Annotated in this window: 20 protein-coding genes and 2 pseudogenes; 19 read left to right on the forward strand and 3 right to left on the reverse strand. The window is 36.6% G+C overall.

Features of this window, described 5'->3' with window-relative positions; translation table 11 throughout:
- The 11 genes and pseudogenes from CP363_RS11010 to CP363_RS09115 all read left to right on the forward strand — a co-directional run.
- The coding region (locus tag CP363_RS11010; RefSeq protein ID WP_369822280.1) for a GHKL domain-containing protein at positions 1 to 1,081 on the forward strand (1,081 nt) is incomplete at its 5' end.
- 1 nt (position 1,082) lies between these two features.
- The gene (locus CP363_RS09070; RefSeq protein WP_013086765.1) at positions 1,083 to 1,862 is read left to right on the forward strand and encodes a LytTR family transcriptional regulator DNA-binding domain-containing protein; all 780 of its coding nucleotides are present in this window, start codon (positions 1,083 to 1,085) and stop codon (positions 1,860 to 1,862) included.
- A gap of 221 nt (positions 1,863 to 2,083) precedes the next feature.
- Entirely contained in the window at positions 2,084 to 2,707 is a 624-nt protein-coding gene (locus tag CP363_RS09075; RefSeq protein WP_013086764.1) for a garvicin Q family class II bacteriocin, read from the forward strand.
- A gap of 33 nt (positions 2,708 to 2,740) precedes the next feature.
- On the forward strand, positions 2,741 to 3,064 hold the full coding sequence (locus CP363_RS09080; protein ID WP_005723493.1) for a bacteriocin immunity protein: 324 nt from the start codon (positions 2,741 to 2,743) through the stop codon (positions 3,062 to 3,064).
- Between the two features lie 85 nt (positions 3,065 to 3,149).
- On the forward strand, positions 3,150 to 3,782 hold the full coding sequence (locus CP363_RS09085; protein WP_098036169.1) for a hypothetical protein: 633 nt from the start codon (positions 3,150 to 3,152) through the stop codon (positions 3,780 to 3,782).
- Positions 3,783 to 3,848: 66 nt separating this feature from the next.
- Positions 3,849 to 4,403 carry a hypothetical protein gene (locus tag CP363_RS09090; protein ID WP_023488631.1) on the forward strand — a complete coding sequence of 185 codons (555 nt, stop codon included), beginning with the start codon at positions 3,849 to 3,851 and terminating at the stop codon, positions 4,401 to 4,403.
- Positions 4,404 to 4,548: 145 nt separating this feature from the next.
- Positions 4,549 to 5,079, forward strand: coding sequence for an MFS transporter (locus tag CP363_RS09095; RefSeq protein ID WP_005726493.1), 531 nt, complete (start codon positions 4,549 to 4,551; stop codon positions 5,077 to 5,079).
- A 120-nt stretch (positions 5,080 to 5,199) separates the two neighbouring features.
- Positions 5,200 to 6,524: pseudogene (locus tag CP363_RS09100) on the forward strand (RNA-guided endonuclease InsQ/TnpB family protein).
- A gap of 191 nt (positions 6,525 to 6,715) precedes the next feature.
- Positions 6,716 to 7,060 (forward strand): hypothetical protein, encoded by a 345-nt coding sequence (locus CP363_RS11015; protein WP_005725821.1) that lies wholly within the window; start codon positions 6,716 to 6,718, stop codon positions 7,058 to 7,060.
- A gap of 30 nt (positions 7,061 to 7,090) precedes the next feature.
- A pseudogene (locus CP363_RS11020) lies at positions 7,091 to 7,558 on the forward strand (MFS transporter); the annotation flags it as partial.
- Between the two features lie 217 nt (positions 7,559 to 7,775).
- Entirely contained in the window at positions 7,776 to 8,885 is a 1,110-nt protein-coding gene (locus tag CP363_RS09115) for an ATP-binding protein (RefSeq protein WP_005726484.1), read from the forward strand.
- Here the strand turns inward: CP363_RS09115 and CP363_RS09120 are convergent.
- Positions 8,882 to 9,991 (reverse strand): acyltransferase family protein, encoded by a 1,110-nt coding sequence (locus tag CP363_RS09120; RefSeq protein WP_005726482.1) that lies wholly within the window; start codon positions 9,989 to 9,991, stop codon positions 8,882 to 8,884. The genes CP363_RS09115 and CP363_RS09120 overlap by 4 nt on opposite strands.
- 96 nt (positions 9,992 to 10,087) lie before the next feature.
- Between CP363_RS09120 and CP363_RS09125 the strand changes: the two genes are divergently transcribed.
- Positions 10,088 to 10,906, forward strand: coding sequence for a triphosphoribosyl-dephospho-CoA synthase (locus CP363_RS09125; protein ID WP_005723485.1), 819 nt, complete (start codon positions 10,088 to 10,090; stop codon positions 10,904 to 10,906).
- A 137-nt stretch (positions 10,907 to 11,043) separates the two neighbouring features.
- On the opposite strand, the gene CP363_RS09130 is transcribed toward CP363_RS09125, so the two are convergent.
- The gene (locus CP363_RS09130; protein WP_054832836.1) at positions 11,044 to 11,796 is read right to left on the reverse strand and encodes an MIP/aquaporin family protein; all 753 of its coding nucleotides are present in this window, start codon (positions 11,794 to 11,796) and stop codon (positions 11,044 to 11,046) included.
- A 431-nt stretch (positions 11,797 to 12,227) separates the two neighbouring features.
- Between CP363_RS09130 and CP363_RS09135 the strand changes: the two genes are divergently transcribed.
- Together CP363_RS09135 and ppsA are read left to right on the forward strand one after the other, a co-directional pair.
- Complete coding sequence (locus tag CP363_RS09135) at positions 12,228 to 12,794, forward strand: histidine phosphatase family protein (protein ID WP_098036170.1); 567 nt, start codon at positions 12,228 to 12,230, stop codon at positions 12,792 to 12,794.
- Positions 12,795 to 12,848: 54 nt separating this feature from the next.
- Positions 12,849 to 15,221: a phosphoenolpyruvate synthase gene (ppsA, locus tag CP363_RS09140; RefSeq protein ID WP_098036171.1), complete on the forward strand. Its 2,373-nt coding sequence runs from the start codon at positions 12,849 to 12,851 to the stop codon at positions 15,219 to 15,221.
- Positions 15,222 to 15,275: 54 nt separating this feature from the next.
- On the opposite strand, the gene CP363_RS09145 is transcribed toward ppsA, so the two are convergent.
- A complete protein-coding gene (locus CP363_RS09145) occupies positions 15,276 to 16,133 on the reverse strand; it encodes an RluA family pseudouridine synthase (RefSeq protein ID WP_005718094.1) in 858 nt (285 codons plus the stop codon).
- Between the two features lie 87 nt (positions 16,134 to 16,220).
- Between CP363_RS09145 and CP363_RS09150 the strand changes: the two genes are divergently transcribed.
- Genes CP363_RS09150 through CP363_RS09170 form a run of 5 tightly spaced genes read left to right on the forward strand, consistent with a single transcriptional unit; the run spans position 16,221 to position 23,317 of the window.
- Positions 16,221 to 18,278 (forward strand): PBP1A family penicillin-binding protein, encoded by a 2,058-nt coding sequence (locus tag CP363_RS09150; RefSeq protein WP_057726724.1) that lies wholly within the window; start codon positions 16,221 to 16,223, stop codon positions 18,276 to 18,278.
- 16 nt (positions 18,279 to 18,294) lie between these two features.
- Positions 18,295 to 18,645: a YlbF family regulator gene (locus tag CP363_RS09155; RefSeq protein WP_023488623.1), complete on the forward strand. Its 351-nt coding sequence runs from the start codon at positions 18,295 to 18,297 to the stop codon at positions 18,643 to 18,645.
- Between the two features lie 8 nt (positions 18,646 to 18,653).
- Positions 18,654 to 19,871, forward strand: a complete 1,218-nt coding sequence (locus CP363_RS09160) for a DNA repair exonuclease (protein ID WP_098036172.1) — start codon at positions 18,654 to 18,656, stop codon at positions 19,869 to 19,871.
- Positions 19,852 to 22,347: an AAA family ATPase gene (locus CP363_RS09165; RefSeq protein WP_098036173.1), complete on the forward strand. Its 2,496-nt coding sequence runs from the start codon at positions 19,852 to 19,854 to the stop codon at positions 22,345 to 22,347. The genes CP363_RS09160 and CP363_RS09165 overlap by 20 nt, the downstream gene beginning before the upstream one ends.
- A complete protein-coding gene (locus tag CP363_RS09170) occupies positions 22,340 to 23,317 on the forward strand; it encodes a 3'-5' exoribonuclease YhaM family protein (protein ID WP_013086708.1) in 978 nt (325 codons plus the stop codon). Before CP363_RS09165 ends, CP363_RS09170 begins: the two co-directional genes overlap by 8 nt.
- Positions 23,318 to 23,528 lie beyond the last annotated feature (211 nt).

A 23,528-nucleotide genomic window follows, 5' to 3' on the forward strand; every position in this document is an offset into this window, starting at 1 on the left:
AATAAAAAAGTCAATCAACGAGAGAGATTATTTACACAAACTTCTTGACAGTCTCTTTAAAATCATTGTACCTATAGAAAACAATATCCTAAATTATATTTTTGATTTGATAGTAAGTATTGTAATTATATGTGTCACGAAAAAGTATAAGGTAGAAATTAAGAATAGATTATTAGACAAAAATAGTTCTATTTTAGTTGGAGTATTAATTTATATATATATTACAGGATATGTAATAAATTATTTAGTGTTTTCTGAAAATGAGCCAAAAAGAGTTTTACAGTTTTCTTTAGGCTTATTAGTCTTTCAAGCAATTTTTGCAGTTTTATTGTATATGGGTGTTGTAAAAATACAAAAAGAGATACAAACGGAACAGCAACAAAAACGTATGGAAGCTGAAATTGCTCAATTAAAAGAATATTCTGACTATCTTGATAAAAATGAAGATGAACTTCGTAATTTTAAACATGATTATCAAGATATTTTAAATGGCTTGAGAATTAGTGCAGAAGAAGGCAATATTAAAGCCGTTGTGCAACAGCTTGCGAAATATACTGATTCCCAGGTTGATGATAAATCACTTCGAAAATATCAAGATGTTAATCACATTCATGTAGATGAGCTGAAAAGTATTGCTATTACTAAATTAGCTAAACTTTATAATGAACAATTCCCTTATAGTTTTGGGTGTAACGTGGAAATCTATAGAATTCCACAGTCAGTTAATATTTTAGATATAGTCAGAATTATTGGGATTACATTCAATAATGCTATCGAAGAGAGTCGAAAATTTAGTGATAAAAGTAATGCTAAAGTCGATGCAATGTATTATCAAGAAGATGGTAATTTTGAATTTAAAATTCGAAATAAAATAGTGAATGATACTAAATTGTCTACCAATATTTTAAGCAAGGAAGGCTATTCTACTAAGAAAAATCATGCGGGAATTGGGCTGGCTAATATTAAGAGAATAGAATCTAAGTATGAGGAATGCATGCTTATTAATTATGGAATTGAGGATGGTTGGTTTACTTTTGATTTAGAGATTATGCCAGATAATGAGAACATGGAGGAAGAATAGAATGAGATATCCAGTATTTGTTTGTGATGATGATCAAACGCAAATAAATGATATAGTCAAAATGATTGGAAAAGCAGAAGAAATTATTTCTGATGAGCATGCTGTTGCCTTTGATGTAGCTTCTGTCACTACTTTTTCAGAAGCAAAGACGTATTTGAAAAAGAATGTCTATACTGGTGGCATTTACTTGTTAGATATCGAGCTAGGACAAGAAGTTGGTCAAAATAATGGTTTTGATTTGGCAGAGTTGATTAAATCGCAGGATAAAAGGGCACAGATTATCTTTATTACGACGCATGCCGACTTGTCTTTGATTTCTTTTGAGAGAAGACTTGGTCCTGTTGACTATATTGTAAAACCGAGAAATAAGGAAGATTATGATAGATTTAAACAGCGGCTTGTTGCTACGTTAGAAATTTCTATTTCAAATATTGAGAATTTTGATTATACAGAAAAGCTAACTTTTCATTATAAAGTGGGAAGACAAGTGAGAAACATAGATATTGATGATATTATTTATATTTCGACCACCAAAACACCACATAAGCTAATTATGGTGAATGTAAGAGGCGAAAATCAATTCTTTGGCAGTATCAATCAATATGCTAAGGAGTCTGCGGCTTTAGTAAAGATTAGTCAATCTTGTTTAGCCAATCCTAAAAATATAAAATTAATTGATTTGCCGAAGTACAAAGTAACGTTTGTAAACGGTGATACTGTTGATTTTTCACAATCGGCGTATAAAAGAATGCAACATTTATATGATAAAATTCAATCTTAAAAATTAGTCAATACGTGTAAATTTGATTATTCTAACTCTTATTTGCATTGTTTTAGTGTCATATTTTAATTAATGAATTGAATTTGTATCGCAATAAGCGGCTTATGACAGAAAGTTCGAATGGAATAGTACCGTGCTAACATAATTTATGTAAATTACGAAGAGGTAGTTGAGTAACTTATGAATGTCAAATATAAGTTGATTTTATGAGGGAAAAGAAAATGAAAATTTTCAACAAGAAGAACTTATTACTGTCATCTGCAGTTGTTGCAGGGATGTTATTAGTATCAGATGTAAATAGTGCTACATTTACTGTGTACGCTGCTGAACAGCAAAGTAGTGTTGGACAAGCTAGCCAAGCAGTAAAGGCTGGCAATAGTTTAACCCAAGAACAAATTCAACAAGCAAATAAGTATATTAAAATTGAAAATAATCAGTATATGCTTGATACTTCGAATAAATCATGTACTTTAAGTCCAGAAACTATTCATAAGATTCAAGAAGCTTTAACTTTATTTAATAAAACTGTTAGAGAAAACAATGTTGTATTATTATCTAATGAAGATGTAGAAAATAATAATTTGGATCAAGAAGTATCTCCTTTTATCACTTTTGTGAAGGGTAAAAAGAGAAAACATCGTAAGTCTCATGGTTATATTGTAGGCTACGGATCAAATGGATATTGCTATAAAGACAGTAAAGGGAACTTCCATTACTATGTAACAAAAAGCCCATTGCAAACTGTACTTGATGTTAATCGCCAAGGATTAGAATCTGCATTAGGTGGTGGCTGGGTACAAGCGCCAGAAAATGCGCATTGGCATGGCTTTGAATATCATAGATAGTGATTTATACTATTACTGATAGGGGGATTTAATATGTTTGGCAAAAAGAAAGATCAAGATTCGGAACTTTCACCAGATATTATGGATTTTAAAAATGCACTTGAAGAGGTACGTTTTACACCTGAGGTTGAGCATGATGTAGAATTAATTAAAATGTTTGATGAAGCAATCGACAAGGCGGAAAAAGGTGAAGCTGTTCAAACTATTTATGCCAGACTAAGCTATCAAATTACTCAGTATATTCAGACACACCATTTTAGAGCGCCAAAGCCAGTTAGTGAATTTATTCATGGAAGTACAGGAAGTGTGACAACGGGATTAACTTCGATTCCAGTTTCTTGGAATACAGTACACTAATGTGTGTTAAAATGCATTTGCAAGTCACAAAAGATAAATTAAGCAACTTGCAATTATCATTTTTTATAAAGAGGTAGTGTTTAAAATGAAATTTCAAAAATTAGTAACGAGTGCATTATTAGTAGCTGGTACTGCTAGTGTATTAGCTGTTGCACCTGTATCAGTAAATGCTGCAACTATTCCTGCATCTGCAGTTAAAAATAAAGCTAGTTTAACCAAAGAAGGTTACGTTATGCGTATCCTTAACGACAAAGATGCAACCCCAATCTATGTCGGCAAAGCTAATTATAATAAGTTGTTCAAAAATGTAACTCTTGCTAAAGGTGCTAAGACCATCAGTCCTAAAAATGTACAAAAGATCAAGTTTAGAGTAGAAAAGGTACTTAATGTAAAAGGTCGCGGCGCTGGTGCTCCAGTATACTTGGTCGCTTCAAAGGATAAAAAGTATTCAACTTGGACTACTCAAGCCTTCTTGCAATACTACTACTTGAACAGCAAGTCTATGCAAGGCGTGACCAAGCCACTCAAGCGAATTGCTAATAGATTAAATACCAGCCTGAAAAAGGCAAACAATAAACGTGACTTTAACGCTGCAATGAAAGCTGCTAAGAAGTTACGTGGCAGTCAAAGAGATTTTGTTTTACGTTCATTGAATCAACTTAAGAAGGATGGTTCCATGAATGTAGAAGGAAAGAACTTGTTATTATTTGGCTTGTAAAATTAAGATATTACGTAGTAAAGCTCAGCGAATGACTGAGCTTTATTTTTCTAAAAAATAATTTTTATGCATAAGAAAAGATTAGTTATTAGCAGTATATTTGTGCTTCTTATCATTGCTGGAATAGGGATAATATTTTTTAGCAAGAATTATGGGCAAAGTAATACTGTGGTTCGAGTTCAAACTGTAAATATTAATTCTAAAGCTAAAAAGATTGCTAACTATGACGTGCTTGCAAATGGAAAAACACGTGAGTCTCATAGTACGGGTGATTTTAGTACGGCAGAAAGAATCAAGGTTAGTCCAAATATTTTTGACACGTATACTAAGAAAAATCAAATTCATTTAAGACTATTGAAAGAAGTGCCATTATATAATCAAAAGAAACACAAAGTTGATGATGCTAATTATTGGAAAATGATAAACAGCATTACTAAAAATGTGCACGCTGATATTTATAAATTGACATTGTTTAAGGCACATAGCTCTTATTATGCTTATGTGCAAATTAATCAGTGGATTTTAGATGCAGGTACTCTTTATGAATATAATCCTAAGTCGAACATTTTAAGAAAATTGTGTGATTTTGATGGAAAAGAAGTCATAAATATTAGCCATTAATCCATGATAAAGCTCAGCGAATTACTGAGCTTTATTTTTTTGTGAACGGTAGTCGGCAAACAGTATAATAAACTTATACCAAAAACATTGAAGTGGATTATATTTAGAAAAGAAGATGGAAAATGGCTAAAAAGTTACGCCACGCTTGGTATTAGCGATTTTGTCGGCAGGGATGCTCTCATTTTTAGGAATATTGGATGAAACAGCCACGACAGTTACTTTTCCAACGTTAATTAAAGAATTTTCGATTACCACTGATCAAGTTCAGTGGGTAAACACACTAGTCTTATTGGTAATTGCGACTATCGTACCGATTAGTTCACAGATTAGATTAAGAATTTCGACTAAGAAAATTTTTATTCTAGGAGTTCTTTTGTTTACTTTGGGGCTAATCATCGATATTTTATCACCGCGCTTTGATTTATTGTTATTAGGACGGGCAATGCAAGGAGTCGGCACGGGGATTGGCTTACCGTTAATGTACAATATTATCTTGGCTGAAGTACCTAAAGAAAAACTAGGCTTTATGATGGGAATCGGCACTATGATTACTGCCTGTGCCGTTGCCTTAGGGCCAGTTTTTGGCGGAATGATTACCGATGCACTTAATTGGCGCTGGATCTTCATTATTTCGCTATTTTTAATGAAAAACGCCCGGAAATTCCCCGTATTTTAATGCGGGGATGGATAGGGCCAAGCTGACCTAATGGTCAGCTTTTTTTATTAAAAAATGAAGACATATGTTCGATTTTCCTGTAAAATATAAATATCTAATCTACAGAAGGAGGTGAAACACATGAAGAGAATGAGCAGTTTAGCCTACCATTTTGGCTTGAAAGTACGCTTTTATCCTAGTTCTAAACAAAAGAAAATCATCAAGCTAAATTATGATGCTCAGCGTTTTGTCTACAACTCTTATGTAGGACGTAATCGGAACAATTATCGGGCTAAGGGCTACTTAGCTGTTAGACAATATCAAGTAATGCCTTTTCTGTTCTTAATAATTATGAGACTAAGCTAGCAGAAGAAGTAGTCGCCGATAATGAGTTATTGGCTAAGCCAAAGAACATTCGCGATGCCTATAGCTTTTTACGCGTTAAAGAAATTGACAGTCTCGCTATTGCCAATGCGATTCAAAACTATCAGAAAGCTTGGAACAACTATCGCAAGCTTGGTCATGGAATTCCGACTTTTCACAAAAAACGTAGTGATTGGTCATATCAGACCAACTGTCAGTATCCTAAACAGACAGAAGCCTTTCTTGATAACGGGACAGCTAGATTTATTGATGCTAAGCACGTTAAATTGCCTAAGCTAGGCGTTGTCCGCATTGCCAGCTTTAGAAAATTGATTAAAGAGCGTTTGCTTAATCATATCCCAACTAGAATTGGCACAGTCACGATTAAAAAGACCGCTGACGACCAGTTTTACTTATCAATGCAACTAGGCAGCGATATTGCCTTTGTTAAGGAATTGCCTAAGACGCAGAGTCAAATTGGCATCGACCTCAATCTTGATAATTTCTTAACAGCATCTAACGGAGCAATGGTGGCTAATCCACGATTTTATCGCAAAACCAAAAAGAAGCTTGCCCATGCCCAACGTGTCTTGTCTCGCAGGCAGCGCAGAGCTAAGAAAGAGGGACGCAATTTGCGCTTAGCCAAGAATTATCAAAAACAGCGTCTAGCAGTCGCTAAACTGCACGATAAGATTCGCAGACAGCGAAATGACTTCTTGCAAGTACTCTCAACTGCACTAATCAAAAACCACGATTTAGTAGTTGCCGAGGAATTAAGAAGCAAGAACCTGTTAAAGAATCATGCCTTGTCTCAAGCTATTTCTGATGTTGGCTGGCGCAGTTTTCTGAACATGCTGGCATATAAGGCAGACCTATATGGCAAAGAGTTCAAAACAATTGATCCTAAGTACACCACCCAAAGATGCCATCAATGTGGCAGTATTATGGGACAAAACGGTTATAAGAAATTAACGCTTAAGGATCGAGAATGGACTTGTCCAATCTGTCAAACGCATCATATCCGTGATTGGAATGCGGCAGTAAACATCTTAGAAAAAGGCTTAGGCAACTGGCAGAATTCTAAAATAAAAAAAGCAGCCTAAGCTAGGCTGCAGTCCGCTAGCAACTCGCGGACTCAAAAGGCTTTGGTAATTAGACGACCTCTATCGGCAATAGTCAAAAGATTATTGTTGGTAAGTCAAGTCCGTATCTAAGCAAGTTGGTGTTCTGGTTAGCGCAAGCTAACGAGCCAGCCACCAAGCCCCAGAATTTATTCTGGGGTAGTTGACTTATCTTGAGTCTATTTACGGGAAGCTATTCAATTCGGCAGATTAATCCGCTTGAAAAAGTGAAGTTCAAGTATGTGCAATGGCTATCTTTGGCTATTGGGCTGGTCTGTTTAATGCTGGGCTTTACGCGGATTGCTAAATATTCATTTTTCTCAATCCGAGTTTGGGGCTTCTTAATCTTAGGAATTATTAGTTTATTAATTTGGCTCAAAATATCTTGGTCCGATACAGCAGCATTGATTAGTCCGCAACTGTTTAAAAATTTACGTTTTAGCATGCAGTTAATAGCTTATTGCTTTGCCAAAATTGCGATGCTAGCTTTGGGTTTTATCTTTCCAATCTATGTCTAAGCTGTCAATTATGGTTCCGTTTCATTAGCCGGTGGGGTTACTTTTCCCGGTGCGGTAATTAATGCGTTAATGGCGGCCTTAGCGGGCAAGCTGCTTGATAAAAAAGGCGCGCGGTTGCCGATTATTATAGGAATAATTGCTAGTTTGACTAGTTTAATTTTGATGAATGTTTTGGCACCATTAAGCAATCTTGCCATTGTATTGTTATATGTTCTTTATTATAGCGGATACGGGATGTGCTTTGGCAGTTTAATGACTAGCGGTTTGATTACTTTAGGTAAAGCTAGCCACGCACAAGGTAATGCGATTTTTAATACGCTGCAACAGTTTTCAGGTGCACTGGGGACTGCTTTAGCTGGGACTTTGATTGCGCTAGCGCAGAATAATCATGTAGGTAATGGTACAGCAGTCGGTTCTAAATGGACCTTTATGATATTACTAATTTTGATAATTATTAATTTATTCTTGGCTCTTGTGTTTGTACCGAAGAAGAGATAAAAGAAAGTTCAGCGAAAGCTGAATTTTTTATTTGAAGACATATTGGCATAAAACTTAAGATACTTGCTTAATGTAAAGTGTATTAAGAGAATATGATTTTTGGAGTGCTTTTTTGTAATTTTAAGATCTAAAGAGATCTAAAATTAGACATAAGATCTAAAGAGATCTAAAATTAAAAAACAACAACTAAAATAATGAAAACAGGTGAACATCAATCATGTCTGAAATAATGAATCCATTTGACCCTAACTTTGGCAAAGTTCCCAAAATATATTTAGGGCGACAAAAAATAGTAGAAGATATAGTAAGATCACTTGAAAGTGGCACTGGACCTTATCAAACGTCAATGATCTATGGGATGCGCGGGGTTGGCAAAACTTCATTACTTGCTGATATTACTTCAACTTTAGAAAAGAAAAATAATTGGATCGTTATTTACTTAGCCATGACGAGCGATTTGCTTGCTACGCTCATTCAAAGTATATATCAGGAAGCGGCAAATCCAGTAAAAAAGGCGTTGAACAATATTGATGGGGTAAAGTTTTCGGCCTTTGGTTTTGAACTGGAAATCCACGTGTCAAATCCTCAGTCTACTTATCAAGTGTTACTTGAAGAAATGTTAAAAGTTTTGAAGAGTCATGGTCAATCTTTATTAATTGCAATAGATGAGGTTAAAGAAACTCCTGAAATTGTTAATTTAGCTTCTATTTACCAAATAATGGTATTAAAGAAATATCCTATTAATATTATGATGACAGGTTTGCCTAAAAATGTTTCTGAGTTGCAAAACAATGATGTCTTAACTTTTCTGTTAAGAAGTGGTCGTGTACCATTAGGGCCACTTGATCTTTTTGATATTAAATATCGTTATCAAAAAGCGTTTGAAAGAGGAAATAAAGAGATCGATAATAGTACTTTAATGAAAATGACTAAGTTGACTAAAGGTTATGCTTATGCATTTCAGGACTTAGGTTATTATGTCTGGCAAAATTCTGCTGATAAGGTAACAGACCAAAGCATAGAGAAATCTATTTCATCGTTTAAAAATGATCTATTTCGTAATGCATACACTAAAATTATTTCTGAACTATCACCGATAGATAGAAAGTTTTTATCTATTATGGCGCATAACCCTAAAAATATTGTGAACATAAGTGATATTCGTCACCAAATGAAAAAGAGTCCAAATTATGTTTCGCAATATCGTCAACGCTTAATTGATAGTCAAGTAATTGTTGATGCAGGATATGGTAAAGTGGCATTTTCACTGCCGTTTATGAAAGATTTTCTGTTAGAAGCAGAGGAATTATACGAAATTGATGATTAATGCTGGACTAGATTTTTAGTTTTCAGCCACCAAACATGTAAAAAGTAAGCGGAGGTAAATGACAAAATCCAAGTTAATAACCAAGTGCCAAAGAAGGTTAGGAAGGGATGAAATGTGGCATGATATTGCATGTTTAATCCTCTCCAAACAAGTTGGTTCCAAAAGACATTGGATAGATATGCGCGATAAGCATAAGTAGCCAAGAAGTGGAATACTTTTAAACTGGTTTGTGATTTTTTCTTAACTTGATGTAAACAAAATGCGGATACAAGTGCAATAACGGCTAAGCAATAAAGTGTCATTGATGGTTTATAGTATGGCGCATTATTAAAGTTGATGGGATGGCCAAATTTTTGCAGTTCGATGTTAGTCCAGATAAAGCATACAGCAAATAGAAAAACAATTAACCACCAGTATTTTGTTACTAGCTGATTATAATAGCTACGTAGTTGCCAAGCTAATACGCCGTAAACTCCATAAATGAAGAACGAAATAAATATTCGGTCGAGTAAGTACCAATCGTGCTCGTGAATACCATGAAAAACGTAGTAGTCATAAAAATAAAGCCAAGCAAAGTAGAGTATAAAAGTGAGTACTGCAATCCAAATCCCACGTTTTAAATCATGATCCACATAACGGCTGAGCCACCAAAATAGCGGCATCAAAATGATAAATTGCAGCATCATCGTGTTGTACCACAGGTGCGGTGCTGCATTGCCATTGATAAATTGCCAGCATAACGAAGCAAAATTATGAAAATAATTTACTTGTTGTAGCCATGGCATCCCTAACAAGTAAATTAGCATCCACCAAATAGTCGGTACAAATAAGTTGGACCAATTACTCTGCATATGTTTTTGATATGAAAAACTGCCCTGTTCATCATTAGTCCGAATCGTGGTATATAGAATGCCAAAAATAAAGGCTGGTGCTGTATATTTGACTAAGTTGTAAAATATCCCAAAAATATCTTGCGTATGTGTAGGCTGTCCTATGCCCATGATCATCGCCATAATCGGCTGTGCCATCACTGCCGTACAAGCAAATACTTTCAAATAATCGCCGATATCAGCAATTTGGTAAGTTTTGAACTGATATTTTTTCATGAATTTTTCTCCCACTACTTCTTATTGTGCCATTTTTGAAAATTAGTAGAAAGTACATGCTAAAATTAACTTAACAATTTATTGGATGGAGTAAAAATGACAGTAGAAAAAATCACTCAAAACGCGTTAAAAGCTTTGCTTTATGAAGTTGTCACTAATCCTAAACCTGGTCTGGTTGATCCTGTAGACGTAGGATCTCACCTTGATATGAATGTTTATCTTTTTATCGATAGCAGTTTGAGTTTGGAAAAATATTTTAAACAGTCAGCTCAAATTGGTATTGATTTCCTGAGAAAAGATTTGCGCCAAATGTTTAATCAACTTCGTCAAGCTGGTATTGAAGCTGAAAAGGCAATGTTTCAAGCAACCAAAAATGTGAATACGCATAAGGGAGCAATTTTTTCGCTGGGATTGTTTGTATGTGCTAGTGCTTATTGTGAAAAAAATGGCGAGGATGAGTTCACTGTAATTCAAGCAATGACTCAAGGATTAGTTGAGCGTGATTTAGGGCAAAAACAGGAAACTGCTGGTGAAAAGCAATTTTTGCAATATGGCAAAGGTGGCGTAAGAGCAGAGGCTGAAGCAGGGTATCCTTTAGTGAGGGATGTAGCATTGCCGTTTTTGTCTCAAACAACGGGCGATTTGAATGTGCGTTTGTTAGATACTTTGATGAAAATTGTCAGTGAGATTGAGGACTCAAATTTGATCAAAAGAGCCGGTAATATTGAAGTAATTACCTGGGCACATGAGCAGGCTAAAAAATATTTGGATTTAGGCGGTTATGGCACTGTAGATGGTAAAAATTTTATGCAAAAACTGAATTTGATTTTTAAAGAAAAGAATTATAGTCTTGGTGGTAGTGCAGATTTGTTGATTGTTACTATTTTTATGGCGCTACAACGTGGAGTTATATAGCAGGGGGGTCTAGCTTGGGCTAGGCTGTTTTTTGCATTGAGATTTAAAAGGAAAAATAGAATTCAATATTTTGCTTGAGGCTTAATTAGAGTAACAAAAAATGCTTATCTGATTTTGATAAGCATTTTTATATTTTCTTATAATCCAAATGCAATTTTGTATAATAATGCACCACAGATTCCACCTGCAATTGGTGCAACCACTGGTACCCAACTGTAATCCCAGTGGGCTGAACCTTTGTGTGGCAAAGGACATAAAGCATAAACAATTCTTGGACCTAGATCTCTAGCTGGATTCAAAGCTGGTCCAGTTGGCCCACCAACTGCCATAACTAAAGCAGTAATTAAGAAACCAACCCCGATGTTAGCAATGTCTTCAGATTGCTTGAAGAACATGCCACGATATAAACCAACTGCGATGAAAAGCAAAATAGCAGTGCCAAAGAATTCGGTAATAAAACCGTTGAACTTACTGTTAGCTGAATCACCAGTCGCAAAACTGGCAAAAACAGCATCATCACTAGTGGTTCTGCCAATGTAAGGCCAGTAGATGGCTACTAAGATTAGTTGTCCCACGATGGCACCAAGCATTTGTACCAAGATGTAAGGCATTACTTGATCCCATGGGAAGACGCCTGAACAAGCCTGAGCTAAGGTAACAGCAGGGTTTAAGTGGTTCCCTGAAATTGAACCAAAGAGCATGGCTGGGAGCATTACTCCAAACCCAAAACCGAAGGCGATCAAGAGCCACCCACCATTGGCTTGACCGTCACGGCTATTACCACCGGTATCACGTAGTACAGAATTGGCAACTGATCCGTTACCTAAAACAACTAAAATAATCGTACCGAAAAATTCGGCAAAATACTTCATTAACCAAGTATGTTCCATAATAGATACTTTCTTCTCCTCTAGTAGAAAAAATAAGTGAAAAATAGTACAACCACAAATTATACTCTTAACTCGAAAAATAGATATAGTTTTTTGTAAAAAAGCAAGAAAATAGCATTAAAAAACACTAACTTTTAAATAGTTTTAAATTAATTAAAAAGATTTACTATTTGGTTGCAATCATCACAATTTTCTAATTATCCAGCAACTCAATAAATTAGACCGTTCCAAATATGAACATTATTTAACAAGCCCTAGATAATGCCAAATCTACTTTTGACAAATAAATGCATAATCATTATATTAATTTCACAAATTTGGTATATAGCTTTATATATACTTAATATATAACTTTAAGCGCTTTCAAAATATTGTGGTATTATACAGTTGTTCACAATTAATATGCATAAAAGGAAAGAGAGTAGCAGTTAATGAGAACAATATATTTGGTGCGACATGGGCAAACTTTGTTCAATGTGCATCATAAAATACAAGGTACTTGTGATTCTCCTCTGACGGAATTAGGGAAAGCGCAGGCGACAGCGGTGCGGAAATATTTTTTGCAAAAAGAAATTAGTTTTGATGCCGCATTTTGCTCAAAGCAGGAAAGGGCAAGCGATACTTTAGAAATTATAACTGATAATCAATTGTCTTATACGCGACTGCGTGACCTGCATGAAAAATCTCATGGTGAATATGAAGGACAAGATGAATTCATGTTGCCATGGCGACGTGGCTTTAGCCGTATTAATGCCGCAATGGAGCCGGATCAACATGTTGAAGAAAGAATGGAACGAGCGATCACTAAAATCATTGATTCAACCCATGCCAACGATACAATTTTGATTGTTGGACATGGGACGGCTTTAAGGTTATTTACGCAGCGAGTAAATCCAACTTTTAAAGAATATGATAATTGCGGGATAGTAAAAATGTCTGCTGTTGATAATAACTTGAAATATTTAAGTTATTATCAACAGCTAAAGATGTGGTTTTAAATAAAGCAGCTAAAAATGAAATGTTAGTTGTGCGTTAACGAAAAGAGAACAAGCATGAATAGAGATAATTATATTTTGTGGTTTGATCAATTGCATCGCGATGATGTTGATTTAGTCGGTGGTAAGTCATCCTCATTAGGTGAGCTGACTTCTGAAACGAATGTCCCGGTTCCGTATGGTTTTGCGACTACTGCCATAGCTTACCGCCACTTTATGAATTATTCTGATTTAAATCAAAAAATTGATAAATTATTGGCCACTTTAACTGATCCAGAAGATTCTGAGCAATTGCATCGAATTTGCACCAAAATTAGAAAATTAATTATAGAAGCGCCGATGCCAAATGATTTAGCCTTAGAAATTAGCTGTGCTTACGATAGCTTAGCCCAAAAGATGCACCAAAATGAGCCATTCGTTGCTGTACGTTCTAGTGCAACTGCCGAAGACCTGCCTGATGCTAGTTTTGCTGGCGAACAAGATACTTATTTAAATATTCATGGTCGTGAGAATGTTTTGAAAAAGGTGCAAGAATGTTACGCTTCTCTTTTCACCGACCGGGCAACTTATTACCGAATTAAACAAAACTTTCCACAAGAAAAAGTTGCTTTATCAGCTGCGATTCAAATGATGGCCTTTTCTAAAGCAGCTGGTGTGATGTTTACGGTCAATGTAGCAACTGGTGATGACACTAAGGTTATGATTGAGGCCTCTTGGGGACTAGGCGAATACGTGGTGTCTGGAACTGTTACACCCGATAACTATGTAGTTGATAAAAATACGATGAAGATTGTACACAAAATGGTGACTAAAAAGCCAATTGAGTTGATCAGATTGCCATCGGGAGGAACAATTGAACAAAAGGTAGCACCAGATCAAGTGAATAAGCCTGCTTTGACTGATGCGCAAATCATTGAATTAGCTGGTTATGCTAAAGAAATCGAAAAACATTATGGCTGCTACATGGATATGGAGTGGTCACTTGATCAAAATGATAAGTTGTGGTTAGTTCAAGCACGCCCAGAAACTGTTTGGTCACAAAAGAAAAAGCAGGAGAAAACCGATGCACCACAAGAAGCAACTACAGAACACCGAGTATTGTTAAAAGGCTTGCCAGCTTCACCTGGTTTTGTCTCAGGCAAGGTACATATTATTGATGATCCAAAAGATATCAATGAATTTAAGCAGGGCGAGGTTTTGGTCACTCTAATGACGTCGCCTGATTGGGTGCCAGCAATGAAAAAGGCGGCCGCAATTATTACCAATAATGGTGGAATGACCTGTCATGCTGCAATTGTATCACGTGAAATGCAGATACCTTGTTTAGTTGGAACAACTAGCCGTGGACAAGCTGCTACGAAAACTTTGAAAAACGGCGAGACTGTCACCGTCGATGCTAAAAATGGTGTGGTTTATGCTGGAGTTGTTAAAGACGCGGTTAAAAAAGTCGATGAAAAGCCAGCTGAGCCTGCTGCAGTTGAATATTTCCCACCAACTGCAACCAGAGTCATGATGAACTTAGGAGATCCTGATCTTGCTGAAAAATATGCATCTTTGCCAGCTGATGGGATTGGTTTAATGCGCGAAGAATTTTTATGGACGACTTATATTCACCAGCATCCCCTTTATTTGATTGAAACTGGTCATCCAGAGAGGGTAGTTAACGAGCTAGCTAATGGAATCGGTAAAGTCGCGCGGGCAATGGCACCACGGCCAGTAGTTTTACGTTTTTCAGACTTTAAGTCTGGCGAATATCGCAACTTAAAGGGCGGCGACAAATATGAGCCGCATGAACCAGCAGACCTATTAGGCTGGCGCGGTGCTTCTAGATATTATGATCCAAAATATATTAATGCTTTTAAATTGGAACTTGAAGCGGTAAAAAAGGTGCGCGATGAGTTCGGATTAAAGAATTTACATGTGATGATTCCATTTTGCCGAACAGTGGATGAAGCGCGCAAAGTGACGGAAATCATGCGGACACAAGGTTTAGTTAGAAGCGCAGACTTCAAGGTTTACATGATGGCTGAAATTCCAGCTAATATTATTTTGGCGGACCAGTTCAATCAATTTATTGATGGTTATTCAATTGGTTCAAATGACCTAACGATGCTTTTACTGGGGTGCGATCGGAATAATGATGTGATTGCTGATCTTTTTGATGAAAGAAATCTTGCCGTCAAAAGGGCGATTAGGCACTTGATAAAGGTTGCTCATCAAGATGGTAAGACGGTTTCGATTTGTGGTCAAGCACCATCAGAATATCCAGAATTTACTGAATTTTTAGTCAGAAGTGGCATTGATTTTGTATCAGTTAACCCTGACATGGTGAAGGCGACTAAGCTAAATGTAGCTCATTATGAGCAGAGGATCCTCCTTGATCATGCAATTGGCTTAGGTAAAAAGGATCCAAATGAATATAATTGGTAAAATTTATAATTTGATGAAAAGTCTTTGATTGCAGTATTGCAGTCAAAGGCTTTTTTAGAGTTCAATTTTGTTTTTGGGCAATTTTACATTTAATTTAGTAAAAGAGTAAGGTTGAACTAATGAAATTTCGTAAGCATCTAAGGCTAATCTCTCACTGGCAAAATCAGGGTTATATAAAGGATCGCCTACAATAGGACTTCCTAAAGAGGCAAGGTGAACGCGAATCTGGTGTGTACGACCAGTTTCAAGCGTCAATTTGACAATCGCAGTATTGTCATCATTTTTTTGTAAAACTTGATAATGAGTAACTGCTCTTAATCCAGTAGGATCGATTTTGCGTTTGCGTTGATCAAGTGGATCGTGACCAATTGGGGCATTAATCGTACCTCTTTCAGCTAAGTGATCAGCATTGATAACTTTAGCTAAATAATCGCGGTGAAAAATTTTGCTGGTTAATTCACGATTTAAAATAGGTACAACTGCAGGATTTTTAGCAATTAAAAGTAAACCACCAGTTAACATATCTAATCGATGAACAATATAGGGACTTTGACCAAGATAAGTAGTACAATCGTTCAGAGCAGTATTAGTTTCATTTAGATTAGGGTGCGTTTTTTGCCCTTTTTTCTTATTAATAATTAAAAGATTATCATCTTCATAGATAACATCGGGCATCTTACCGCTTGGTGCATAAGCCTGTTGATCACTTTCAACATGATCCAAGTTAATTTCAATTTTATCACCAGGTAAAATGTTTTGATTAAAATAGCGATAGTTGCCGTTAACTAAAATATTTTGTTCAATTCGCAAAAAATGACGCCACTTGCGAGGGATTAAAAGTTGACGTAGTACTTCATTGACAGATGCCGGAGCAAGATTTTCTGGGTAAAAAAGTGTAAAATGGAAACTCATAATAATTTCTTAAGTCTAATCTAGTTATAAACACGTGTTTTGATAGTATGGTACAATTTTCTTGTTTCTAAAAAGGAGCAATATTTAATGAATAACGACCAACCAAGAAGAGGTGGCTTTAAAGATGCTTGGCATCGATTTGATAGTCGCTTCTTTATCGGACGCTGGATTATTTTAATCCTGCTCACATTGATGCTCTTAACTTGTACCTATTATACAATTAAAGTTAAGACATCAAACATAGCTAATTTGAAGGCCTCGCTTTCAACCACAACTACAATCTATGACTACAAGGGTAAAAAAGCAGGTTCTTTATACTCGCAAAAGGGATCATTTGTGGAATATGACCAGATTTCGCCTAATATTCAAAATGCCGTAATTTCGACTGAAGATCGGACTTTTTGGAAGAACCCAGGTTTTAGTATTAAAGGCATGGCGCGAGCTGCTTTAAGTTTAGTGATTCATCACGGTCAAGTAACTGGTGGTGGTTCGACCTTAACTCAGCAGTTAGCCAAGAACTCGCTTTTGACCCAGCAGCAGACTTTTTCAAGAAAATTGGAAGAACTCTTTTTTGCAATTGAAATTAACCATGTTTACTCCAAAAAAGATATTTTAACGATGTACTTGAATAATGCTTACTTTGGTAACGGAGTTTGGGGCGTGCAAGATGCAAGTCGTCGCTATTTTGGCAAAAACGCAAGTGAACTTAATCCGAGTGAAGCCGCAACTTTAGCTGGAATTTTACGAAATCCTAGTTTTTATAATCCGGTTGATCACATGTCAAATGCTTTAGCAAGACGAAATTTAATCTTAAACTTGATGGTGGATAATAATAAGTTGACAGCGGCTCAAGCTAAAATGTATCAAAAGCAAGGATTAACTTTGCGGAATACTTTTCAAAATAAAAACGGCTATCGCTATCCTTACTTCTTTGATGCTGTAGTTGACGAGGCAATCTCTAAATATGGCTTAACTGAAGAACAAGTCATGAATAAGGGGCTTAAAATTTATACTACTTTAAATCAAAATTATCAGGGTAAATTGCAGGATACTTTTGAGCAAAGCTGGCTTTTCCCACAAAATGGTAGTGATGGAACTGAAAGCCAAGGCGCTAGCGTGGCAATGGACCCAAGTACTGGTGCTGTTCGGGCAATTATCGGTGGTCGCGGTAAGCACGTCTTCCGGGGTTACAATCGTGCAACGCAGATGAAGCGGCAGCCAGGGTCATCAATCAAGCCGTTGGCAGTATATGCCCCAGCTTTACAAAATGGCTATCACTATGACTCGCAACTATCGAACAAGTTGCAGAAATTTGGTAAAAATGGCTATGAACCGCATAATGTGGACAATGGCTATTCTAATACAATTCCAATGTATGAAGCTTTAGAACAAAGTAAAAATGTGCCAGCTGTTTGGCTATTGGATAAGATTGGTGTAAGTAAAGGCGTGCAATCTGTTGAAAACTTTGGAATTAAGGTACCAAAGAGTGACCGTAATTTAGCGCTTGCCTTAGGTGGATTATCTTCAGGTGTTTCGCCAATTCAGATGGCACGTGCATATTCAGCTTTTGCCAACAAGGGTAATTTGCCTAATAATTCTTTCTTTATTACCAAAATTACTGATGCTTCGGGTAACGTTTTAGCCGAAAATAATAATCCAAGCAGCCACCGCGTTATTTCTGAAAATACTGCTAAAGAAATGACGACTATGATGCTCGGCGTTTTCACTAATGGTACAGGGCGCTCTGCTCAGCCAAATGGCTTCCGTGTAGCTGGGAAGACGGGGTCAACTGAAGTACCTAACTCATATGGATTTGGTACCAAGGACCAGTGGATCGTCGGTTATACGCCTGACATTGTACTTGCTACCTGGGTTGGTTTTGACCACACTAACAAGCAACACTACATGCAGGGCATTTCTGAAACAGGAATTACGCGTTTATATAAGGCTGAGATGGAAGGAATTTTGCCGTACACCGCGCAAACTGAATTCACGGAGAAGGCACCTAACCAGATTGTGAAGAATAACGGTTCTAATGATGACTGGACTAATGGATTAGGTGAAAAAATTCAAGATGGACTCGGTTCTGCAGGACAGAAAATCAATGAATGGTATAATAGCCTTAAAGGCTTATTTGGCCAATAAAATTTAGGAGGACTAGATGGTTAACATTTACGATGCTGCTAACAAGTTAGCAGAAGATTTGACTCAAACTGATCAATACAAGAAGTTGCAAGAAGCAATTAAAGCTGTTGAAGATGATAAGGATGCTTCAGTTTTATTCAAAAAAATGGATGAATTGCAAAATAAGATCATGCAAGCACAACAAGCTGGTCAACCACTTTCAGCTGAAGATCAACAAGCTTACAAGGACTTAAATGATCAAGTTCAAAAGAATGATAAAATTGTTTCGCTTCTTACGAATGAACAGGGTTTGTACGATTTGCTTGGTGAAGTACAAAAAGCTTACACTAAGCCAATTAATGATCTTTATGAAGATCTTAGAAATTAATATTCGCGATGAAATTTATTCACTTTGCGGATGCGCACTTAGATAGTCCATTTCGTGGGCTATCTTTTTTGCCATCTGAGGAATTTAACCATATGTATCAGGCAGCTGATCAGTCGCTAAAAAGAATTGTCGACCTAGCATTAGCTGAAAAAGTTGATTTAGTTTTAATAGCAGGGGATACCTTTGATAGCAGTCAGCCGTCACCACGGGCTCAGTTGTTTTTTGCTGAGCAAGTGAAGAGATTAACTGATGCACAAATTCAGGTAGTGATGATTTTTGGTAATCATGACCACATGAAGCAAGAAGATCTGCTAGTTAGTCCCAGTCCTTACTTTAAATTGTTAGGCAATAATGAAACAGTAGAGCAAGCTACTTTTACTACGGATGCGGGTTTTAACTATGACGTAATCGGCTTTTCATATCTGAATAACCATATCACTGAGGATAAAATCCCAGAATTTCCAGCAAAAGGAAAAAATTATACTTTTGGTTTAATGCATGCTCAAGAGAAATCAGCTACTGCTAGTCAGAATGTGTATGCACCGTTTACAGTTGATGAGTTGCAAAACTTGAATTATGACTATTTTGCTTTGGGTCATATTCATGCGAGAAATAATTTAAGTAGTACGCCGTGGATTGTTTATCCAGGTAACATTCAAGGTCGCCACATTAATGAGATGGGAGCCAAGGGATGCTATCTAGGTGAGATTGATGAAAATAGTGGTAAGACTACTATTGATTTTAAAGAAACAGGGCCAATTTTATGGCAAGGGACAAAAATTAATCTTGAAGGAGCTATCAGTAAAGCTGACTTACAAGCAAAAATTATTGCCAAGTTTGAATCTGGACAAAAAACGTACTTTAGTTTGACGATTGCTGGTGCTCAATATTTGAGTGCCGAAGAACGCGATTTAGTTCAGGATCCTGATTTTTGGCAAACTATTTCTCAATCGCTGCCATTTGCTTCTCAGTTAGTTGATGTGCGCTTTGTTGTGAATACTAGTTTAAAGTTAAATGACAATGACCAACAAGCCTTCCAAGCTGCCAAAGAAGAGTTATTTGCACCAGCTGAATTCAAGCAAATTGTTAGTGACTGGCAAAAAAAGGATCCAGAAGCTGCTAAATTAGCGGCTGATCCAGACTTTATTGCGGCGGTTAAGAATCTAACAGAAGTAAAACTAATGAGTAAATTGAAAGGAATTAAGGATGAGACTGAAACAAATTAAGATTATTAACTTTGGGCAGTTCTCGAATAAAACCTTCGATTTGCCTAGTGATCAAATTAATGTTTTCTTTGGTGCCAATGAAGCTGGTAAAAGTACAACGGTAGCTTTTATTAAACAGATCTTATTTGGCTTTCATTTGAGAAGTAACTCTTCACCGTTTTTTGAAGATTATACGCCGCTAGCTCATGTTAGTCCGATGGGCGGTAATTTAGTTTTTACTGCAGCTGATGGTGAATACGAACTTGAGCGACTCTATGCTAAAGGTGACAAGACTAAAAAGGGAATTTTAACCGTCAAAAAAGATGGTCAAGTTGTACCTGAGAGTGTATTTTTTGATCAGATTCAAAATATTGATGGCTCTTTTTACGCTGATAGTTTTATTTTTAACCAAGAAATGCTGGGTCAGGTTAACAGTTTAAGTCAAGAGGATTTGCTTGAGCGAATTTATTACTTGGGAGCAGCAGATTCTAGCAAGTTGCTGGAAATGCGCGACGACTTTGCTAAAGAAGCAGGTAAGCTTTTTAAAAAGACAGGTAAAAAGCCCGAAGTAAACCGTCTGCTTAAGGAAATGACTGATCAACGTGATAAATTAGCGCAGACTAAAAATGAGTTTAATGATTATGAACAGCTGCACCAAGATTTTGTACAAAAAAGAGCGGCATTAAACAGACAAAAACAAGATCTGGCTGTTTTACAAAAACAAGAACAAGATTTGCATGATTTGCAAAAAGAAATGGGCAATTATCAGACGCTGCTTGATTTGCAAAAACAGGTCAAGGATGTCGACTTTAATGGTCAAAATTATCAAAAAGCCCAAAATATTATGGCTCAGGGACGTAATTTGCAAAAGACGATTCAATCGGTAGAAGCGCAGTTGCAGGGCCTGGGTGAAAACGATCAGTCTGATTTTACGCTAGAGAAGAAGCTAATCCAGCAGAAGCCTCAACTCTTGCAGTGGCAAGCGGAATATCGTAATTGTTTGCAAAAGGCTGACCAATTGAAGCAGGAGAAAGAGCAACTATTAGCTTTGACACCTGAGTTAAAAAATCTACTCAAGTTGACACCAGAGCAAATTGAACAAATGCAGGCAGACTATCAAGCTTTGCCAGGTGCTGTCAATGAGCCTGCTTATGTAACTAATAATGACAAGCTTTGGTATGTTATCGGTGCAGTGTTAGCGGCATTAGGTGTAATTCTTTTGGTAGCGTTGGGTACAGTTGGTGTAATTGCATTAATTACTGGACTAATTTTCCTAGCAGCAGGATACTTAAAAAATAGTAACCAAAATAAGCAAAATGCGGCAGTATTAGAAAAGCAAAAGCTGGTTGCTCAAAAACGCCAAGCTTTCCAAACAAAATATGGATTGAATCCTGATACGCTAAACTTAAATAGCTTACTAACTAATCTGAATCAATATCAAATCAAAAAGAATGCCGCACAGACTAATAATAAGCAAGTAACTGTCTTGAATCAGAATGTGGCTCAACTGGCCTCAAGTGTCCAAAATGCATTGAAGCAACCGATTGATAATGACTTTAGTCAAGTTTTGAATGGTTTGGACGAACTTGAGACACAAATTAGTGAAAAACAAGAATTATCTCAAAGAAAGGCAAGCTTAACTACATCACTAAAGCAGGACAAGCAAGATTTGAAAGAATTGGGTCTGAAATTACAGGCACTTTTTGCCCAAGTTAATGTGGAAAATATGGCAGGTTACGATCAGCTTTATCAAGATTCACTTAATCAGGCTAAACTGAAGACGCAGATTGCGGCCTTGAAGGAATCGTTAGGCGATGATCTTCAACAGCTGCAAACGCAGACAAATTCAACCGAATTAGCAGATAAATTAACGGCTTTGACTGAACAAATTAGTACTAAGAATGCAGAAATTAATGAACTTCAGAGTCAAGTTGCTCAGTTGCAAGTGCAGTTAGACAATTTAGCTGATTCTACTGCGGTGTTTAAGGCTAAGCAGGATCTGGCTAATACAGAAACCAATTTTGTCCAGAGCAGTAAAGAATACTTGGCTAACTTGTTTGCGGCAAGGTGGATCAGTCGCTCGCTTGACTTGGCATCTAATGAACGGTTCCCCAAGATGCTTAAGGCGGCTCAGGAATACTTAGCTTTGCTAACGGGCGGCAGATATGTTGGGATTAATTTAGATAAGAAGCTAACAGTAGTCAGAAGTGATGGTAAAAAGCGCGAAGTAAAATACTTGTCACGGGGGACTGCTGAGCAATTATACTTTGCCTTGAAGTTAGCTTTTATTGAGCAGATCAAGGATGAAATTAATTTGCCAATCTTGATTGATGATTCGTTTGTAAACTTTGATGATCAGCGAGTCAGCTATATCGATCAGTTATTGCAAAAGATTAGCGAAAACAATCAAGTTTTAATTTTCACAGCTCAAAAGAATTTAGTTGATCAGCTTGGGATTGAGCCATTAACTTTTACGAAAGGAACACAGGATGCTTAAGAGATTGTTAGATTACAACGATGGAGAAGAAATGGACATTGTTGTTTTGATTAAAAACTCACAGTTGCGTCATAATAAAAAGAATAAGTTGTTTTTAGCGATGCAATTCAGTGATGGCTCAGGCGAGATTCGCGGTAATTACTGGGATGCTAACAATCAAGATGCAGCAACTTTTTCAACTGGGACAATCGTTGAGTTGAATGGCAAAAGAGAAGAATATCAGGGTCGCCCCCAGATTAGGATCTATTCTCTGCGCGTGGTCGGTCCACAAGAAGGCTATGAATTAGATCAATTTATTAAATCAGCGCCGGAACCAGTTAATGAGATGGAAGCTGAAATTAATAAATTTGTGATGCAGATTGATAATCCTACCTGGACAAAAATTGTGAAGTATTTACTTCAAAAATGGCATGATCGTTTTTATGATCATCCTGCTGGTAAAAGCAACCACCATGCGGTCCGCGGAGGTTTAGCTTTTCATACTTTATCAATGCTTAAGGATGCCAAAGGTTTGGCTGATAATTATGAGCAAGTGAATAGATCGCTACTTTATGCGGGATGCATTTTGCATGATATGGGAAAAGTACTGGAACTTTCAGGTCCTGCCGCAACTCAATACACGACTGAAGGCAATTTGGTTGGGCATCTGGTTTTAATTGATGAACAAATTATGCTGGCCGCTCAGGATATGAAGATGAATCTGGAGTCGGAAGATTTACTCTTATTGCGGCATATGGTGCTTAGTCACCATGGCCGCTTTGAATATGGTTCACCCAAATTGCCGGCATTGCTAGAAGCGGAATTATTGCACCGAATTGATGATTTAGATGCTGCAGTTTATGCAGTAACGAATGCCCTGCAGCATACACCTAAAGGCGAGTTCACCGAGCCACTACTGAGTCAAGATGGCAAGCGATATTATCGACCGATGCACGATTCAGCGCTAGATAACGCAAAACATTTAGAATAAGAAATAAGCATCACTGCAGTTGATTTGCAGGGATGCTTATTTTGTTGAAAAATTGAACTAGAGTTTTATTATAATTTCATAGTATAATAAATCTAATTTATAGGGGAGTAAAAAGGATGGATATTGCGAAACTGTCAAATCTTTTGTGTAAATAGTTCTTTCTCGTAAATTGATTTTTTAATTATTTATTTAATCAAAGTAGGATTCTAAG

It is taken from the genome of Lactobacillus sp. UMNPBX12 (genome assembly GCF_002553955.1).
Taxonomy (GTDB): domain Bacteria; phylum Bacillota; class Bacilli; order Lactobacillales; family Lactobacillaceae; genus Lactobacillus; species Lactobacillus crispatus.

Excerpts from the sequence above, each read along its gene's own strand:
- CP363_RS09090 (WP_023488631.1), top strand. The coding sequence starts at position 3,849 with ATGCATAAGAAAAGATTAGTTATTAGCAGTATATTTGTGCTTCTTATC.
- ppsA (WP_098036171.1), top strand. The coding sequence starts at position 12,849 with ATGAATAGAGATAATTATATTTTGTGGTTTGATCAATTGCATCGCGAT.
- CP363_RS09115 (WP_005726484.1), top strand. The coding sequence starts at position 7,776 with ATGTCTGAAATAATGAATCCATTTGACCCTAACTTTGGCAAAGTTCCC.
- CP363_RS09130 (WP_054832836.1), bottom strand. The coding sequence starts at position 11,796 with ATGGAACATACTTGGTTAATGAAGTATTTTGCCGAATTTTTCGGTACG.
- CP363_RS09170 (WP_013086708.1), top strand. The coding sequence starts at position 22,340 with ATGCTTAAGAGATTGTTAGATTACAACGATGGAGAAGAAATGGACATT.
- CP363_RS09145 (WP_005718094.1), bottom strand. The coding sequence starts at position 16,133 with ATGAGTTTCCATTTTACACTTTTTTACCCAGAAAATCTTGCTCCGGCA.
- CP363_RS09165 (WP_098036173.1), top strand. The coding sequence starts at position 19,852 with ATGAGACTGAAACAAATTAAGATTATTAACTTTGGGCAGTTCTCGAAT.
- CP363_RS09135 (WP_098036170.1), top strand. The coding sequence starts at position 12,228 with ATGAGAACAATATATTTGGTGCGACATGGGCAAACTTTGTTCAATGTG.
- CP363_RS09155 (WP_023488623.1), top strand. The coding sequence starts at position 18,295 with ATGGTTAACATTTACGATGCTGCTAACAAGTTAGCAGAAGATTTGACT.
- CP363_RS09160 (WP_098036172.1), top strand. The coding sequence starts at position 18,654 with ATGAAATTTATTCACTTTGCGGATGCGCACTTAGATAGTCCATTTCGT.
- CP363_RS09080 (WP_005723493.1), top strand. The coding sequence starts at position 2,741 with ATGTTTGGCAAAAAGAAAGATCAAGATTCGGAACTTTCACCAGATATT.
- CP363_RS09125 (WP_005723485.1), top strand. The coding sequence starts at position 10,088 with ATGACAGTAGAAAAAATCACTCAAAACGCGTTAAAAGCTTTGCTTTAT.
- CP363_RS09150 (WP_057726724.1), top strand. The coding sequence starts at position 16,221 with ATGAATAACGACCAACCAAGAAGAGGTGGCTTTAAAGATGCTTGGCAT.
- CP363_RS09120 (WP_005726482.1), bottom strand. The coding sequence starts at position 9,991 with ATGAAAAAATATCAGTTCAAAACTTACCAAATTGCTGATATCGGCGAT.
- CP363_RS09075 (WP_013086764.1), top strand. The coding sequence starts at position 2,084 with ATGAAAATTTTCAACAAGAAGAACTTATTACTGTCATCTGCAGTTGTT.
- CP363_RS09070 (WP_013086765.1), top strand. The coding sequence starts at position 1,083 with ATGAGATATCCAGTATTTGTTTGTGATGATGATCAAACGCAAATAAAT.
- CP363_RS09085 (WP_098036169.1), top strand. The coding sequence starts at position 3,150 with ATGAAATTTCAAAAATTAGTAACGAGTGCATTATTAGTAGCTGGTACT.